The sequence below is a fragment of the Microbulbifer maximicatervae (SeqCode) genome, from assembly GCF_052467065.1.
Genome location: NZ_CP174299.1, coordinates 2332501 through 2349298 on the forward strand (window position 1 = coordinate 2332501; position 16798 = coordinate 2349298).

15 protein-coding genes, 5 tRNA genes and 2 rRNA genes (1 of these 22 cut by a window edge) are annotated in these 16798 nt (G+C 51.2%); 21 read left to right on the plus strand and 1 reads right to left on the minus strand.

The window, feature by feature from the left end:
• Positions 1-1700: ribosomal RNA gene (locus tag ACJJI1_RS10270) — 23S ribosomal RNA — on the plus strand (it extends 1182 nt beyond the left edge of the window).
• Positions 1701-1903: 203 nt separating this feature from the next.
• Positions 1904-2019: ribosomal RNA gene (gene rrf / locus ACJJI1_RS10275) — 5S ribosomal RNA — on the plus strand.
• A 771-nt stretch (positions 2020-2790) separates the two neighbouring features.
• Here the strand turns inward: rrf and ACJJI1_RS10280 are convergent.
• Positions 2791-3750 carry a hypothetical protein gene (locus tag ACJJI1_RS10280; RefSeq protein ID WP_444959268.1) on the minus strand — a complete coding sequence of 320 codons (960 nt, stop codon included), beginning with the start codon at positions 3748-3750 and terminating at the stop codon, positions 2791-2793.
• Between the two features lie 154 nt (positions 3751-3904).
• Here ACJJI1_RS10280 and ACJJI1_RS10285 point away from each other — a divergent pair, with 154 nt between their 5' ends.
• From ACJJI1_RS10285 to rplL, 19 genes are all read left to right on the plus strand, one after another.
• Complete coding sequence (locus ACJJI1_RS10285) at positions 3905-5353, plus strand: alpha/beta fold hydrolase (RefSeq protein WP_444959269.1); 1449 nt, start codon at positions 3905-3907, stop codon at positions 5351-5353.
• Entirely contained in the window at positions 5350-6087 is a 738-nt protein-coding gene (locus ACJJI1_RS10290; protein ID WP_444959270.1) for an ABC transporter ATP-binding protein, read from the plus strand. The genes ACJJI1_RS10285 and ACJJI1_RS10290 overlap by 4 nt, the downstream gene beginning before the upstream one ends.
• A complete protein-coding gene (locus tag ACJJI1_RS10295; protein ID WP_444959271.1) occupies positions 6084-7274 on the plus strand; it encodes an ABC transporter permease in 1191 nt (396 codons plus the stop codon). Before ACJJI1_RS10290 ends, ACJJI1_RS10295 begins: the two co-directional genes overlap by 4 nt.
• Positions 7275-7301: 27 nt before the next feature.
• A complete protein-coding gene (gene alr, locus ACJJI1_RS10300) occupies positions 7302-8414 on the plus strand; it encodes an alanine racemase (RefSeq protein ID WP_444914835.1) in 1113 nt (370 codons plus the stop codon).
• A gap of 5 nt (positions 8415-8419) precedes the next feature.
• Positions 8420-9421 (plus strand): bifunctional biotin--[acetyl-CoA-carboxylase] ligase/biotin operon repressor BirA, encoded by a 1002-nt coding sequence (gene birA / locus ACJJI1_RS10305; RefSeq protein ID WP_444959272.1) that lies wholly within the window; start codon positions 8420-8422, stop codon positions 9419-9421.
• Positions 9418-10155: a type III pantothenate kinase gene (locus ACJJI1_RS10310; protein ID WP_444959273.1), complete on the plus strand. Its 738-nt coding sequence runs from the start codon at positions 9418-9420 to the stop codon at positions 10153-10155. Before birA ends, ACJJI1_RS10310 begins: the two co-directional genes overlap by 4 nt.
• A 14-nt stretch (positions 10156-10169) precedes the next feature.
• A complete protein-coding gene (locus ACJJI1_RS10315; protein ID WP_444959274.1) occupies positions 10170-10859 on the plus strand; it encodes an SPOR domain-containing protein in 690 nt (229 codons plus the stop codon).
• Positions 10860-11052: 193 nt separating this feature from the next.
• Positions 11053-11128, plus strand: a tRNA-Thr gene (locus ACJJI1_RS10320).
• Positions 11129-11236: 108 nt separating this feature from the next.
• Positions 11237-11320 (plus strand) — tRNA-Tyr (locus tag ACJJI1_RS10325).
• A 56-nt stretch (positions 11321-11376) separates the two neighbouring features.
• Positions 11377-11450: transfer RNA gene (locus tag ACJJI1_RS10330), tRNA-Gly, on the plus strand.
• 69 nt (positions 11451-11519) lie between these two features.
• Positions 11520-11594: transfer RNA gene (locus ACJJI1_RS10335), tRNA-Thr, on the plus strand.
• A gap of 129 nt (positions 11595-11723) precedes the next feature.
• Positions 11724-12917: an elongation factor Tu gene (tuf, locus tag ACJJI1_RS10340; RefSeq protein WP_108731642.1), complete on the plus strand. Its 1194-nt coding sequence runs from the start codon at positions 11724-11726 to the stop codon at positions 12915-12917.
• Positions 12918-13014: 97 nt separating this feature from the next.
• Positions 13015-13090, plus strand: a tRNA-Trp gene (locus ACJJI1_RS10345).
• Between the two features lie 116 nt (positions 13091-13206).
• Complete coding sequence (gene secE / locus ACJJI1_RS10350) at positions 13207-13575, plus strand: preprotein translocase subunit SecE (protein ID WP_108731643.1); 369 nt, start codon at positions 13207-13209, stop codon at positions 13573-13575.
• Positions 13576-13585: 10 nt separating this feature from the next.
• Positions 13586-14119, plus strand: a complete 534-nt coding sequence (gene nusG / locus ACJJI1_RS10355; RefSeq protein WP_108731644.1) for a transcription termination/antitermination protein NusG — start codon at positions 13586-13588, stop codon at positions 14117-14119.
• 154 nt (positions 14120-14273) lie between these two features.
• Complete coding sequence (gene rplK / locus ACJJI1_RS10360) at positions 14274-14705, plus strand: 50S ribosomal protein L11 (RefSeq protein WP_108731645.1); 432 nt, start codon at positions 14274-14276, stop codon at positions 14703-14705.
• Positions 14706-15401: a 50S ribosomal protein L1 gene (gene rplA, locus ACJJI1_RS10365; protein WP_108731646.1), complete on the plus strand. Its 696-nt coding sequence runs from the start codon at positions 14706-14708 to the stop codon at positions 15399-15401. It abuts the gene before it with no gap.
• 277 nt (positions 15402-15678) lie between these two features.
• On the plus strand, positions 15679-16173 hold the full coding sequence (gene rplJ, locus ACJJI1_RS10370) for a 50S ribosomal protein L10 (RefSeq protein WP_282934404.1): 495 nt from the start codon (positions 15679-15681) through the stop codon (positions 16171-16173).
• Between the two features lie 77 nt (positions 16174-16250).
• Positions 16251-16619, plus strand: a complete 369-nt coding sequence (gene rplL / locus ACJJI1_RS10375; protein ID WP_282934403.1) for a 50S ribosomal protein L7/L12 — start codon at positions 16251-16253, stop codon at positions 16617-16619.
• The last annotated feature ends 179 nt before the right edge of the window (positions 16620-16798 follow it).

Here is a 16798-nt window from a genome sequence, read left to right on the forward strand (position 1 = left end):
GCCGTTGAAGGTGGATCGGGAGGTCTGCTGGAGGTATCACAAGTGCGAATGCTGACATGAGTAACGATAAGGGAGGTGAAAAACCTCCCCGCCGGAAGACCAAGGGTTCCTGTCCAACGCTAATCGGGACAGGGTTAGTCGACCCCTAAGGCGAGGGCGAAAGCCGTAGTCGATGGGAAACAGGTTAATATTCCTGTACTCGCTATTACTGCGACGGAGTGACGGAGAAGGCTAGGCCGGCATGGCGATTGGTTGTCCATGTTTAAGGTTGTAGGCTGGGGACTTAGGCAAATCCGGGTCCCTAAGGCTGAGAACTGATGACGAAGCCCACTTAGTGGGTGAAGTGGTTGATGCCCTGCTTCCAGGAAAAACTTCTAAGCTTCAGGTAATAGTGAATCGTACTCTAAACCGACACAGGTGGTCAGGTAGAGAATACCAAGGCGCTTGAGAGAACTCTGGTGAAGGAACTAGGCAAAATGGTACCGTAACTTCGGGAGAAGGTACGCCGGTTTTGGTGATGGGACTTGCTCCCTAAGCTGAGGCCGGTCGAAGTGACCAGGTGGCTGCGACTGTTTATTAAAAACATAGCACTGTGCAAACTCGTAAGAGGACGTATACGGTGTGACGCCTGCCCGGTGCCGGAAGGTTAATTGATGGGGTTAGCTTCGGCGAAGCTCTTGATCGAAGCCCCGGTAAACGGCGGCCGTAACTATAACGGTCCTAAGGTAGCGAAATTCCTTGTCGGGTAAGTTCCGACCTGCACGAATGGCGTAACGATGGCCACGCTGTCTCCACCAGAGACTCAGTGAAATTGAAATCGCTGTTAAGATGCAGTGTACCCGCGGCTAGACGGAAAGACCCCGTGAACCTTTACTACAGCTTTGCACTGAACTTTGAGCCTATTTGTGTAGGATAGGTGGGAGGCTTTGAAGCAATGACGCTAGTTGTTGTGGAGCCGTCCTTGAAATACCACCCTGGTATGTTTGAGGTTCTAACTCTGGTCCGTTATCCGGATCGAGGACAGTGTATGGTGGGTAGTTTGACTGGGGCGGTCTCCTCCCAAAGAGTAACGGAGGAGTACGAAGGTGCACTCAGCATGGTCGGAAATCATGCAATGAGCATAATGGTATAAGTGCGCTTGACTGCGAGACAGACATGTCGAGCAGGTACGAAAGTAGGTCATAGTGATCCGGTGGTTCTGTATGGAAGGGCCATCGCTCAACGGATAAAAGGTACTCCGGGGATAACAGGCTGATACCGCCCAAGAGTTCACATCGACGGCGGTGTTTGGCACCTCGATGTCGGCTCATCACATCCTGGGGCTGAAGCCGGTCCCAAGGGTATGGCTGTTCGCCATTTAAAGTGGTACGCGAGCTGGGTTTAGAACGTCGTGAGACAGTTCGGTCCCTATCTGCCGTGGGCGTTGGAGATTTGAGAAGAGTTGCTCCTAGTACGAGAGGACCGGAGTGAACGAACCTCTGGTGTTCCGGTTGTCACGCCAGTGGCATTGCCGGGTAGCTATGTTCGGACGGGATAACCGCTGAAAGCATCTAAGCGGGAAGCCTCCTTCAAGATAAGATCTCCCTGAGGCCTTGAGCCTCCTGAAGGGCCGTGGAAGACTACCACGTTGATAGGCTGGGTGTGGAAGCGTTGTGAGGCGTTGAGCTAACCAGTACTAATTGCCCGTGCGGCTTGACCATACAACAGAGATGGTTACTAACGACTAGCTAAGCTAGCGGATTGTGAGTTAGAGACATACGATCGCTTGCGGTGTATTACTACAGATTGTTTTACCGACTTATTTGGGGTTATCGCCGGTCACCAACATGACCGAGGCAAACAGCGATAACGCGGCAGGCCAAGCACATTGCTTATAAGACCAACGCCAACCCAAGCCAGTTTGCCTGACGACCATAGAGTTGTGGAACCACCTGATCCCTTGCCGAACTCAGAAGTGAAACGCAACATCGCCGATGGTAGTGTGGGGCTTCCCCATGTGAGAGTAGGTCATCGTCAGGCTTCTAATCCGAAAGGGCCACCCAGCAGGGTGGCCCTTTTTTTATGGCTGAAAAATATTTTAAAGAAGCAAAAAACAAAAGACAAAAAAGAGAAAAGAGAAAGCAGAAATTACTTAGTCGAAATTAAATAGAAAAAATAAAATAGCTCTGAAAAACTTTAATGCTCAACTTTCTATTTAAAAGTCAGTCAGTAAATAAAAAAGAAAAAGCTAAAATTACTTGAGCACCTTTAACAGACGCCCTCCTAAAAAGCCTATAAAAATAGGTCTTTACCGATCTTCTCTCCAAGCGCCTTTACACTCACTCAAAAAATAATCCAACAAAAATAACCCGCGTAAAAACCAGAAAAGTACCCATACCACTCCCGCCAAAAATTAAATTTAGCCGGTAAAAATATCGGTGATTTTTTAGTCTCTGCAGTGATCCCCTGTAACCACGGGGCCTGTAGCCCGTTTATTAAAGTTATGCACAACTCTATCCAGACTTTCTGTTAGTAACACCTGGCTGTGGAAATCCGCGCAAAAAGTGCTGCTTTTTTACCCGCCTTCAATAGAGCCAAGCAACCACGGGGCTGGCCGGGGATATCCCGGAGTTATACACAGCTCTATCCATGGTTTCTGTTGGTAACAAAGACGCCATAAAACGGACATCAGTTATTAACAGTGTTATGAGCGATAAATCTGTGGATTACTGCGGCTGATTGGTACGCCAGTATGCGAGAGAAGAAAAATTTGGGGATAAAAAAAGCCCCACCAGGTGGGGCTTGGGTGGGCTAGTAAGCAAAGGCGTTATCTGGAACGAGATCAAAGTTCATATCATTCAAACTGAGGTCTTCCAGTGGAACCAGCTCGGCTGGGAGAGCAAAGCGTCGTGTGGCATTGTTCTGGTGCCAATCCAATACTTCAATGTCTGCTGACTCTTCTTGCTGTAGATCTTGTAAAAAGGTCTTCAGCTCAATGGTGCTCGCAGTAATTAGCGACTGGTAGTCGTAGGTTCCCAATAGTTTAACGAAGCGGTATTCATCCGTGGCATCTTCAATACGCAGCCAGGCCTGCCCATTGGAATTACCATCCTCGCCGAGAATAACCGGGCCGTGATCATCGTCGAATACTGGAATGAGCTGATAATCGGGAACAGGTAGTATTGTCCCCACCCATACCCAACCAGAGAGGCTGGTGCGGCTTAATTGCCATTCACATAGCCATACCGTCTGATCATCGTCTATACGAAATTCCCGGTACTCTCTTTGGCTTAAATAGTTGTCAAAGCTCACTTCGGCATTGGGGTTATCTTTACGAAAACTATGAAGCTGTTGTGTCATTTCATAGTTTACTTCCCAATGCTTTTTCAAGCGCCACTGCATTGGGTATTGGCCCCATTCAACGATATATTCTTCGTGCTCGCGAACAGTTTCGACTACGCGCCAAAAGGCGCCGTCAATAAGAATGCAGGTATCCCCGAGCTTGCAGCCCGGTGCAATGATGCTGCATTCAGGTGAGGCTTCGGATGCACTCACTAAGTGTTCGCTACGCCCTTCAATAACGTCATACCAGGGAAATCCGTGACGCAATGGTGGCGGGAATGCCAATGGCGGCCGACCGCCAAGTAATCGTCGGAAGAGAACCGATTTTTCAATTTCAAGATCAGAAAGTGTATAGCCTTCCTGTTGTGTGATTTGGCCCCAGGCAAAGGCGGCTCGGATTAGGTGTTTTTCTCGGTCTGAAAAGCTCATGGGTGCAATCATGGGCAAGTAAATAAGAAACCATACCACTGTGCAGGGGTGGGCGCTAATGCAAATGCAATTATCTGCCTTTTGTTGGATGACGACACCTTAGGAGCAGTTCGATACACTGGTTGGGATAAATTCGTTGGATAGGGGGTTGGCAGTGGTTTGGATACAGAGGTTTGCGATCTTCGCGATCAGCTTGTTTATAGGGCTATCTCCAGCAGTTGCAGAAGAGAGAGAAGAGAATAACTTCGAGTCCTGCTACCTGGACGGCTGGAGCCATGCTCTGCACTGTACAACGATACCGGTTGGTGGAGGAGAAGCTGCAGTAGATCTAGCGGTAATGATAGCCCCAGCAGTTAATGACATTGGACTGGAGCCACTTTATTTACTGGCCGGTGGCCCCGGTCAGGCAGCCAGTTATCTGACCCCGATTCTAAATGCCTTATATAAAGTCAATCAGAGTAGGGCGATCGTTCTTGTCGATAGGCGCGGCTCGGGTTACTCGGCTGCATTTGACTGTGGGATCGACGGAGAAGTCCATATGGATCTGGAGGCGGTCACCGATCAATTCTCAACTTGCTACCTTGAAAACTCCTCCTTTGCGAAAGCGCTGCATAGCCGTCAAGCGGTTGATGATCTGGAGGAAGTGCGCCTTCAGTTGAGACATAAAAAAATTGCTTTGTGGGGAGGTTCTTGGGGAACTCGCACCGCGCTTCTTTACCAGCAATGGTATCCCGAAAGTTTAAGTGTCCTGATCCTGGATGCCGTAGCCCCGATTGATTCAAAAGTTTTTCTTACTGCGCAAGCTGCTGAAAAGGCGCTGCTAAAATTGGAGAAAGACTGCAGTCAGGATCCGGTGTGCTCCGAATTTGGCGATTGGAGATCTGACCTGGATAGCTTGCTTAGGGACTGGGATGGAAGAGCATCGAACTTCCCGGACCCCCACTCTGGTCGCACAATGGAAACAAGTGTTCCCCGTAGCTTCATACAAAACCTGATAAGGACCGCGCTCTACGCACCTGAAACGGCAGCGCAGTTACCATACGCTATTAGCCAGGCTGAGGAGGGTAATTATTTACCGCTATCGGGGTTGGTTGGACTTTTATCTGATGATGGAAGTATGTCTATGGGGCTCACCTTATCAGTTGCTTGCGCTGAAGAATTAAATCGCACTACAGGGGAAGAGCTGGCTGCAGATATTCGCGATAGCTTTTTAGGTGATGCTTTTTTTGAGATTTTTGCTGAGGGTTGCAAGGTATGGCCCGTATCTCCTATCACTTACGAAGTCCCGGAAGAAAGAAATCATCCTGTGTTAATTATTTCCGGGGAGGCTGACCCTATTACCCCACATTATTATGCGGAACAAAGCTTGGGGTATCTTTCAGAATTAAAACAGGTAGTGGTTCCAGGTGGTGGACATATCAATAGTATGCGCGGTTGTATACCAAAGCTAATAGATGATTTTCTAAAATCTCCACTTGCTTCTTTAGATAGTGATTGTATTGCGGATATTCAAAGACCACCTTTTATGGCGGGTGCTTTTGGACCTGAAATTGATAAAGCGGTATCCAGTGAGTTGCTATCGAGCCAAGGGGATAACAAATGATTGCTGTTAAATCTATTCACAAGCAATTCTCTGGAAAGAAAGTACTCAAAGACCTGAATTTCAATATACCTGATGGCCAAATAACCGCTTTGCTGGGGGCCAATGGAGCCGGTAAAACTACTTGCCTGAGAATTATAACGGGGTTGGTAAAACCGGATGAAGGTACAGTATTTGTTAGTGGGCTTAATGTGGCCGAAAAGCCATTAGAAATAAAGCGGCAATTGGGCGTTGTCGGCGATCGTGAAGGCTTGTATGAACGACTTACTGTAGCGGAGTACTTATCATTTTTTGCCAGTGCGCAGGGATTATTTGGGGCAGAGCTTAAGCGCGCATTGAATTCTGTTCGAGAAGAGCTGGAATTAGAAGATTTGTGGCAACGTCGGACAAAAGGCTTTTCCCAGGGGGAGAGAATGAAAGTGTCGCTGGCGCGGGCACTAGTCCACCGGCCTACGCATTTGATACTCGATGAACCGACTCGCGGGCTTGATGTCCTTGCAGCGAGACTGCTGCGGAAAACACTTCTGCGGTTGCGCTCTGAGGGCGTAGCCATTTTATTTTCCAGCCATATTATGGCTGAAGTCACTGAGTTGTCAGATAGAGTGTTGGTGATGGCTAACGGTGCTATTGTCGACAGTGGTACCCCCGATGAGCTCGTAGAACGCACAGGCTGTAAAAACCTGGAAGATAGTTTCGTCACTCTGGCTTACGGGGTTAAAGGGGAGGTGATGGCATGAAATTTTTAAACCTATTATTTACTCCCGCCATGTCTGCTCTTCTGAAGAAGGAGTTATTAGAGGTTTGGCGTGACCGGCGAGCACTGTATTTATCTTTGCTGTTTGCCATTTCATTTCCCGGAATGATCGCATCGATGACTCTGTTTATGTTTAAGTCCCAAGGGGAGAGGACATTTCAGCTAGCGTTGTTAGGCGGGCAGGATTTACCAGTATTAGAGCAGCAGCTGAGTAAAGGGCGGGTGGAACTGGATAGCCTGTCAGAAGGGGACCCGATAGCTTTACTTGATGAAGGTTACGATGCAGTTGTGAAAATTGATGAAGGTTTTTCTACCGATTATCGCAATTTCCGCAGCCCCAAGGTTTATTTGTATGTTGATAGCTCCGATCGTTTCAGCGGGCAAGGCGCGAGTCATGTTCAACAAAAGCTGGGTGAGCTACAACAGCTCATTGTTCAACAAAGAATGGCCGCTAGGGGAGTCCCACTAAAAACAATAGCACCCTGGCAAGTCCAGGTCAGGGATGTCAGTACCCCGTCTACCCGCAGTGCCTGGATTGTTGGTTCAATACCGACACTCCTGATAATGACGCTGTTTATAGGTTGCTTGTCCTCGTCCATTGATGCCTCTGCCGGTGAGCGGGAGAGAATGAGTTTTGAGGTATTACTGCAACAACCTCTGGCCGCCTGGCAGGTGGTCCTGGCCAAGGTGCTCGCTGTAGCCAGTATCAGTTGGTTATCTTCAATTCTTGCGTTAGTTTCGCTAATGGCTGTTTTTCCATTTTTGCCCTTGGCTGAAATGGGGATACAACATGCAACTACGCTGAGTGGCATGGTTGCTATGGCGCTAGCCCTGCTGCCATTGGCTCTATTGGTTGCCGTACTGCAAATATTGTTAGCGTTGCGTTCCCAGTCATTTAAAGATGCCCAAACTCAATTGAGTATTTTGCAGATTTTACCTGTCACTATGTTGTTAATATTGGATATGTCATCCATAGAGCTAGAGGAGCCTGCCTGGCAGTTGGTCCCGCTGGTCGCGCAACAGCAGTGGTTTAAGGCTCTACTGGTTGGGGATACGGTCTCCATATCACTGATGATCGCTGGCTCACTGGTCAGCCTTTTATTGGTTGTTGGGTGTATATTAGGCGGTGCCCGAGCGCTGCAGCGAGAGAGTCTGCTCGGAGCTACCTAGCTTACTGATTTAGAGAGTTGTACTGGTATGAGTGACTTTCGTGAAGGGTTATTAAGTATCAACCTGAGGTCAATAGCAGATAACTATCAGGATCTGGCTAATCGCTTGAAAGCCGGCGCCCGGTGCGGTGCTGTGGTTAAAGCGGATGCTTACGGCTTGGGAATGGCTCATGTTGCACCAGCGCTATACGCTCAGGGATGCCGCGATTTCTTTGTGGCCACCCAAGTCGAGGGGGAGCGCTTGCGCAGTGACCTCGGCAACGATGTGAATATAGTCATTTTTACCGGTGTCAGGCCTGGTGCTGAACTAGAGTGCGCTCGCGCGGGTTTGATCCCCACATTGTTTACTCTGGATCAATTGAAGAACTGGGTCGAAATCTGCGAGAAAGCTCAGTTAGAGGCCCCTTGCGCCGTAAAAATTGATACCGGCATGACTCGGCTGGGCTTGACCCCGGATGAGTTCGAATTGCTGCTCAAGGACCGCCCTCTCTTGGAGTCCGCCGATGTTCGGATGTTCTTCAGTCATCTTGCCTGTGCAGACCAGCCCCAGCATCCGCATAACAAGCTTCAGTTGAACGAGTTTAAGACCGCGGGCGATCGCTTGCGGGAACTGTGCCCGGATATTCAGCTCAGTCTTGCGAACTCATCCGGCATCTTTTTGGGTGAGGACTATCACTTTGATATTGCCCGACCGGGCTCCGCACTGTACGGCCTTAACCCTGTCCCTGAGGCAGAAAACCCGATGCGTCCAACGGTGACTTTGGGCTTGCCAATTGTCCAAAAGCGCTATGTCAGTCAGTCCCGGTCTGTGGGGTATGGTGCGACCCAGGAAGTTCCCGGAGATAGTTGGCTTGCGGTAGCTCGGGGTGGATATGCCGATGGCATTATACGAGCTCAAGGGGGGCGGGGGCGCGGATGGGGTCACGGCCGCCCGCTACCAATTGTCGGGCGTATATCAATGGACTCTACCACTTTCGATATTTCGGGGCTCAGTGAAGAGGAGCGGGACTCCCTTCAGTCAATCGAGATTCTCAATGACCAGCTTACGGTGGATGAAGTCGCTGGGTATGCCGGGACTATCGGTTATGAAGTCCTGACGAGCCTCGGGCATCGCTATGGCCGCCATTATGTAAAAGGTTGAACAAATTGCAGGACGTCGCCGCAAAAACACCATTAGAACAGCTTCGCCCGGTGCTGGAGCTTCTGGCGGATGGGGAAATACACTCGGGAGAATCCCTCGGGAATGCGCTTGGTGTCAGCCGAGCCGCTGTTTGGAAACAACTACAAAAGCTCGAGAACTACGGCCTGACGCTTGAGTCTGCTAAGGGGCGAGGTTATCGCTTGCCGGGAGGTCTCGACTTGCTATCCGAGCAGACTGTTACCAATCAGCTGGATGGTTCAGCCCGAGCGCTACTGCGCGAGTTGCAGGTTTTTGATGAGTTGAGTTCAACGAACTCCCTGTTACTGGAACGTTTTGAACAAGGTAAGGGTCACGCTGTAGCGATTCTCGCCGAGCGGCAAAGTGCCGGTCGGGGTCGCCGTGGTCGCAATTGGGTCAGCCCCTACGCCACAAGTATCAGCCTCTCAGTGGGCTGGGAGTTTAATGGTGGTGTACAAAGCCTGGAAGGGTTGAGTCTTGCCGTCGGTGTTGCTGTGGCAAAAGCGCTCGAGCGTTTTTCTGTACCGGGCGTGCGCCTGAAGTGGCCAAATGATGTGTGGTGCCAGGGCCGTAAATTGGCCGGTGTATTGCTCGAGCTAAAAGGGGATTTAACCGATCGCTGTTCAGTGGTTATCGGTATCGGGTTGAATAATGGTCTCAATGCGAAGACAGCTGAGGAGATTGATCAACCATGGGCAGATCTCCAGCAAGTCCGTCCTGGTATTGGCCGCAGTGAATTAACTGCGGCGATACTCAGCGAGCTGTTACCGATGCTGGAAACCTACCCGGAAGAGGGCTTCGCCGCTTACCGGGAATCGTGGTCAACCCTAGACCAGTTTGCCGGGCAGCCAGTTCAGTTGCGGTCAGGTAATTTGAGCTGGGAAGGTGTTGCGGCCGGTGTCGATGAAAAAGGAGCCTTGTTACTCGACACTGATAAAGGGCAAAAGTCATTTCATGGGGGGGAAATCTCGTTGCGGGGGCAGGTGTGATTCTAGAGCTGGATGTCGGCAATACTCGAGGTAAGTGGCGCTACCTGGTCGAAGGCGAGGTAATAGCCCGTGGTGATATCGAAACAGGGCAGTTGCGCCAGCAGGTTTTGCCTGAGGGTTGGGCAGAGTTAACCCCCTACCGTTTTCGGGTGGTGAATGTCGCCGGTCCCGTTGTTGCTGAATTCTTGAGTCAGGTGGCCCGAGACCTGTTCACACTGGAGGCTGAATTCTCCGCAGTAGCGCCCCAATGTGCCGGCGTTATCTGTGGGTATGAAGACCACTCCGCCCTGGGGGTGGATCGGTGGCTGGCAATGTTGGCGGCCTACCAGCAATCTCCCCGAGCATCATTAATTGTGGATTGCGGCAGTGCGGTCACCTTAGATTTGCTGGACAATAGCGGGCGCCACATTGGGGGATATATCGTTCCCGGTTTCGGATTGATGAATCGCGTTCTCAGTGTCGATACCCATGCAGCAAAGAGTCGTGAGGCACTGACCCTGACAAAAACATTGGGCGCGGGACGCAATACCAATGAGGCGATAAACCGTGGCCTCTTGCTGATGGTGTTGGGTGCGGTTGATCGAGCAATGGAAGAATTGCAGGTCCACTCCGGTTCCCCCCCTTTATTGTGGTTAACCGGTGGAGATGCGCAGTTGCTCTCCGCAGTTTACCAGCACGAACATCGCCTGGTTCCTGATTTGGTGATGGATGGGTTGGCCCTTAGTAATCCATAAAAATTTACTCTGTTATGCGCTGGATAGCCCTTTCTTTAGTCGCCCTGAACGCTGTGCTTTTTGCCTGGTATATGTTGGTAGCGCCATCTCCGCAGTTAAGTAGCGGCAAGAGCCCGATCCCTCACGAGTCGGAGGGAAAGAAAATTACCCTCGTTAGCGAAATATCCCCTGAAGAGCTGCCTGCTCCAGAGAAGGCTGGGGCACTGAGTAAGGAGTCCTTTGAGGTTGAGCAGTTTTGTACGCTGTTGGGGCCTTTCGCGGAGGAGTACCAGGGCGAGGATCTCTTGCAGCGAATCCGGTCCCTTCAGGTTAAAGCCGAACTGCGTGATATAGAAATGCAGGGGCAGATGCGCTACTGGGTATATCTGCCGCCACTGAGTTCGAGGCGGGAGGCCTATAACCGCTTGCGTGAACTACAGTCTCAGGGGATCGACAGCTATGTCATTCCCAAAGGCGCATTGGAAAATGGCATTTCATTTGGGATTTTCAGTGAGCGAGCCCGAGCTGAGTCCCATACCGCCGTTTTGAAGGAGAGGGGGGTTGCCGCGCAGTTCAAGGAGGAGCCGCAAACCTATATGGAGCGGTGGATAGTTATGCCCCCCGGCAGCACAGAAAGTCTTGCAGAAGAATTTTGGCGACAATTGCAAAGTGAATACCCGGACCTGGATCGGCGCCCAAATCTTTGTTCTGAAGTACTTGGCTAACAAAAAAGCAGATTTATCAGAAAATCATCAGGTGGCGTCTCGAATCGCTGTTTTTTTCAACAAGTTGGAATAGGCGACATAAAAAATATGATTTATCTGCAAAAAGGGTGTTGCGTGTCGAGATAAGTTCCCATAGAATCCCGCCTCCATTGACGAGGGTGACTTAAACAACTTCGGCAATGAACGGGATAGGGCTGGCGTAGCTCAGTTGGTAGAGCAGCTGACTTGTAATCAGCCGGTCGGGGGTTCGACTCCTCTCGCCAGCTCCATTTTCATCCCGTTGCTGTCAAAATTGGGTTTCGCTGCTAAGTATGTGAAATTTAAAGAAAAATTGTTGACAGCGCAGCGAGATGTGTAGACAATGCACACCGCTTTGAGCAGGGGTTCCCGAGTGGCCAAAGGGATCAGACTGTAAATCTGACGCGAAAGCTTCGGTGGTTCGAATCCACCCCCCTGCACCATATTACACCTTAGGGTGTTGCGCGAAATCTAAGGGTTTCGCATGGAGGTCCCGAAAGCGGGCATAGTTCAATGGTAGAACCTCAGCCTTCCAAGCTGATGATGCGGGTTCGATCCCCGCTGCCCGCTCCAAGTTTTGGGGTTGGTTGGAATGCTCTCCAGGGTGCAACATTTTAAGATGCCGTTATCGGCAAGATTTTAGCTCATGTAGCTCAGGGGTAGAGCACACCCTTGGTAAGGGTGAGGTCGGCGGTTCAAATCCGCCCATGAGCTCCATTTTATATGACCGCAAGAGTGAAAGCTCTTGCGGTTGTTTGTGTCCGGGGTCGGATTTTCCGGGTCGGATGTGCATGTTCTGGACGTGGGTGGTGCCGTTATCGGCTCGCCTATATATAGGAGGCTGCAATGGCAAAAGAAAAGTTTGAACGTTCCAAGCCCCACGTGAACGTGGGCACCATCGGTCACGTTGACCACGGTAAAACCACCCTGACTGCTGCTCTGACCCGCGTATGTGCGGAAGTTTGGGGCGGTGACGCTGTTGCTTTCGATGGTATCGACAATGCACCGGAAGAGCGTGAGCGCGGTATCACCATCGCTACTTCTCACGTTGAGTACGAGTCCCCGACTCGCCACTACGCTCACGTAGATTGCCCGGGACACGCCGACTACGTTAAGAACATGATCACCGGTGCTGCTCAGATGGACGGCGCTATCCTGGTATGTTCCGCAGCTGACGGCCCCATGCCGCAGACTCGTGAGCACATCCTGCTTTCCCGTCAGGTAGGTGTACCTTACATCGTTGTATTCCTGAACAAAGCGGACATGGTAGACGACGAAGAGTTGCTCGAGCTGGTAGAAATGGAAGTTCGCGAACTTCTGGATCAGTACGAGTTCCCAGGTGACGACACTCCGATCATCGTTGGTTCCGCTCTGATGGCCCTGAACGGCGAAGACGACAACGAAATGGGTACTACCGCTGTTAAGAAGCTGGTAGAGACTCTGGACGAGTACATCCCTGAGCCAGAGCGCGCTGTAGATCAGCCGTTCCTGATGCCGATCGAAGACGTATTCTCTATCTCTGGCCGTGGTACTGTTGTAACTGGTCGTGTAGAGCGCGGTGTGATCAACACTGGCGACGAGATCGAAATCGTTGGTATCAAAGAAACCACCACTACTACCTGTACTGGTGTTGAAATGTTCCGCAAGCTGCTCGACGAAGGTCGTGCTGGTGAGAACATCGGCGCACTGCTGCGCGGCACCAAGCGTGACGAAGTAGAGCGTGGTCAGGTGCTGGCTAAGCCGGGCTCCATCACTCCGCACACCAAGTTCGAAGCGGAAGTGTATGTACTGTCCAAGGACGAAGGTGGTCGTCACACCCCGTTCTTCAAAGGCTACCGTCCTCAGTTCTACTTCCGTACTACCGACGTAACTGGTGCGGTAGAGCTGCCGGAAGGTACTGAAATGGTAATGCCGGGCGACAACATTCAAATGGTTGTTACCCTGATCGCTCCGATCGCCATGGAAGACGGCCTGCGCTTCGCTATCCGCGAAGGTGGTCGTACCGTAGGTGCGGGCGTTGTTGCTAAGATCATTGAGTAATCTTTGATTTCTGCATCACAATATTCTATGTGGTGCATCAGGTGGGAGAGTTCCTGTAGCTCTCTCATCTTTGAGTGCGAAAGTGCTCACACTGTACAGGCCAGTAGTTCAATTGGTAGAGCACCGGTCTCCAAAACCGGGTGTTGGGGGTTCGAGTCCCTCCTGGCCTGCCATTTTTAATCACTCCGCTTGGATAAGCTTAGGGGTGTCGCAAAACCCTACTTGTCAGTGGGGCTTTTGTGTTTATGAGCGCTAAAAGATTATCTATAGTGCGCTAAGGGCTTCTTATATGAATGCTAAAACAGAAGCGAAAACCTTTCGTCTTGACGGTCTGAAGTGGTTGTTAATAGTGCTGCTGGTGGGCGGTGCTGTTGCAGGCAATTCATATTACGCCGAATTCCCTTTGTTTTACCGAGTGTTGGCAGTAACTGCCATCTGTCTGGTAGCTCTGGTTGTGGCTGTAAATACCGCCAAAGGCAATGCGTTGTGGCAACTGTTGCGCGAAGCGCAAACTGAAGTCAGGCGTGTGGTTTGGCCGACCCGCCAAGAAGCAACCCAGACCACAGCGATTGTGGTTGTTTTCGTGTTGATTATGGCGCTTATCTTGTGGGCGCTTGATTCGGCTCTGGGTTGGGCGGCTTCCAAATTTATCGGCTAAAGGTTGATACATGTCAAAGAATTGGTATGTGGTCCAGGCTTACTCGGGCTATGAGAAGCGTGTCGCCAGCTCCCTGAAAGAGCGCATTGAGCTGAACGAAATGGACCACCTGTTTGGTGAAGTCCTGGTTCCCACGGAAGAAGTGGTTGAGATGCGCGCAGGACAAAAGCGTAAGAGTGAGCGCAAGTTTTTCCCGGGCTATGTCCTGGTAGAAATGGAATTGAATGACGATACCTGGCACTTGGTGAAAGAAACTCCCCGAGTACTGGGTTTTATCGGCGGTAAGGCGGATAAGCCAGCCCCGATTACTGACCGCGAAGCGCAGGCTATCCTGAATCGCATTGACGATTCCGCCGATAAGCCCAAGCCCAAGACTCTGTTTGAGCCCGGTGAAATGGTTCGAGTTATCGACGGTCCGTTTAATGATTTCAACGGTGTGGTTGAAGAGGTTAACTACGAGAAGAGTCGCTTGCGAGTGGCTGTGTTGATCTTCGGACGTTCCACCCCGGTTGAACTGGAGTTCAGTCAGGTAGAGAAGACCTGATTCCAGTATAAATTTTTTGCCCCCTTTCGCCGCGAGGTGGAAGGGGGTTTTCGCGTCCCCGAAAAATGAGTTTTCATTTCGGGGTTCGGGGAGCTTGCCCTTAAACCTTATGGCTGAGTGGCGGGCGTTAATACCCAACTAGAGGAGAGCTGTAATGGCTAAGAAAGTAGAAGCTTATATCAAGCTGCAAGTTAAGGCCGGTCAGGCCAACCCGAGTCCGCCCGTTGGTCCCGCACTGGGTCAGCACGGTGTGAACATCATGGAATTCTGTAAGGCGTTCAACGCCCAGACCCAGAGCCTCGAGCCAGGTCTGCCAGTTCCAGTTGTAATCTCTGTATACAACGACCGCTCCTTCACCTTCATCATGAAGTCGCCGCCCGCCGCTGTACTGCTGCGCAAGGCTGCCAAGATCAAGAGCGGTTCCGGTCGTCCGAACACTGAGAAAGTGGGTAAAGTAACCCGCGCTCAGTTGGAAGAGATCGTAGAAATGAAGAAAGCAGACCTGACTGCATCCGACTTGGACGCGGCCGTGCGCACTATCGCCGGTTCCGCTCGCAGCGCCGGTATCGAAGTGGAGGGTCTCTAAGTGGCTAAATTGAGCAAGCGTCAGCGCGTAATCGCTGAGAAAGTTGAAGCTGGTAAGGCTTACGGCATCGAAGAAGCCGTAGCCCTGCTGAAAGAGCTGTCCAACGTTAAGTTTGCAGAAACTGTAGACGCTTCTGTAAACCTGGGCATCGACCCACGTAAATCCGACCAGGCTGTTCGCGGTGCAACTACTCTGCCGCACGGTACTGGTAAAGAAGTTCGCGTAGCTGTTTTCACCCAGGGTGCTAACGCTGACGCCGCTAAAGAAGCGGGCGCTGACTTGATCGGTATGGACGAGCTGGCTGCCGACGTTAAAGCAGGCAAGATGGACTTCGACGTAGTAATCGCTTCCCCCGATGCGATGCGCGTTGTAGGTCAGCTGGGTCAAATCCTCGGCCCGCGCGGCCTGATGCCGAACCCGAAGACTGGCACCGTAACTCCAGACGTTGCTACTGCGGTTAAAAATGCCAAAGCTGGTCAGGTGCGTTTCCGCGCTGACAAAGGCGGCATTATCCACGGTGGTATCGGTAAAGTTGCTTTCGATGCGAACTCTCTGAAAGAGAACCTGGAAGCTCTGGTTGCCGACCTGAAGAAAGCCAAGCCGGCTTCTGCAAAAGGTGTATATCTGAAGAAGATCACCCTGAGCACCACTATGGGCCCGGGTCTGGTTATCGATCAGTCTTCCCTGAACATCTAAATATCACTGCGGGGTGTGATCACCTCTCAGTAAATCGAACTTTGGGGTCCACCTGAATGCTTCGGCAGAAGGTGGGCCGTCAAAGACCGTAGGTGTCAGGTGCGTTGAGGTTTAACGTGCCTGGCTTAATCCGAACTTCGGCCAGGTTGGCCATTGCGAGGTTCGAGCCTACGCAGACGGTGTCGCCCAAACCAGTATTTTTACTGGATTTGAGCTTTATGCACCGGAACGGATCGGACGTTTAAGTCCGGTTTTTTTCAAATCCAGGAGTGACACTATGGCTATTGGACTCGAAGACAAGAAAGCGATTGTCGCAGATGTCCAGCAAGCTGCTGAAGGTGCTCTGTCTGCGGTTGTTGCGGATTCCCGCGGCGTAACCGTGAATGACATGACCACTCTGCGCAAAGAGGCTCGCGAGAACGGCGTTTGGTTGAAAGTCGTCCGCAATACTCTGGCGCGTCGCGCTCTGGCAGGTACCGAATACGAATGTCTGACTGACAAGTTCGTAGGTCCTAGCATCATTGCATTCTCTAACGAACACCCAGGTGCCGGCGCGCGCATCCTGAGCCAGTTCGCTAAAGGCAATGACAAGCTGGAACTGAAAGGTGCTGCCTTCGAAGGCGCGATCACCGACGTCGCATTGTTGGCAAGCCTGCCGACTTACGACGAGGCGATCGCCAAGCTGATGAGCGTGTTGAAAGAAGCATCTGCTGGCAAGTTGGTTCGCACTATTGCGGCCGTTCGCGACCAAAAAGAGCAGGAAGCTGCGTAATTTTTTCGCTAGAGCGAATCGCAGTTTCAAAACGAAATACGAGCAGCTACTGCTCAAACCAATTCAGGTACTGAATCATGTCTCTGACTAAAGAAGATATCATCAATGCTGTTGCCGAAATGTCCGTTAAGGATGTTGTTGAGCTGATCGAAGCAATGGAAGAGAAATTCGGCGTAACTGCTGCTGCAGCAGTTGTAGCTGGCCCAGCTGGTGGCGAAGCTGCCGCTGAAGAGAAAGACTCTTTCGACGTAATCCTGACCTCCCCAGGCGACAAGAAAGTGAACGTGATCAAAGTTGTTCGCGGCATCACTGGCCTGGGCTTGAAAGAAGCTAAAGGTCTGGTAGACGGCGCTCCGAGCCCGCTGAAAGAAGGCGTAAGCAAAGACGAAGCTGAAGCAGCTAAGAAAGAGCTGGAAGAAGCTGGCGCAGTTGTAGAACTGAAGTAATTCGGTTCTTGCGTCTCCCGCTAGCTGTCGCGTAAAGCGGCGGGTAGCGGTAAGGCTGGTGGACTTTTGTCCGCCGGCCTTTTTGCCGTTTGCGGTACTGAGGTTTTTACCGGTGCCGGCGGGATTTAAAAACCGTGGCAAACCTCATTTAACCATAGCGCAGTAGCGCTACCCAAAAG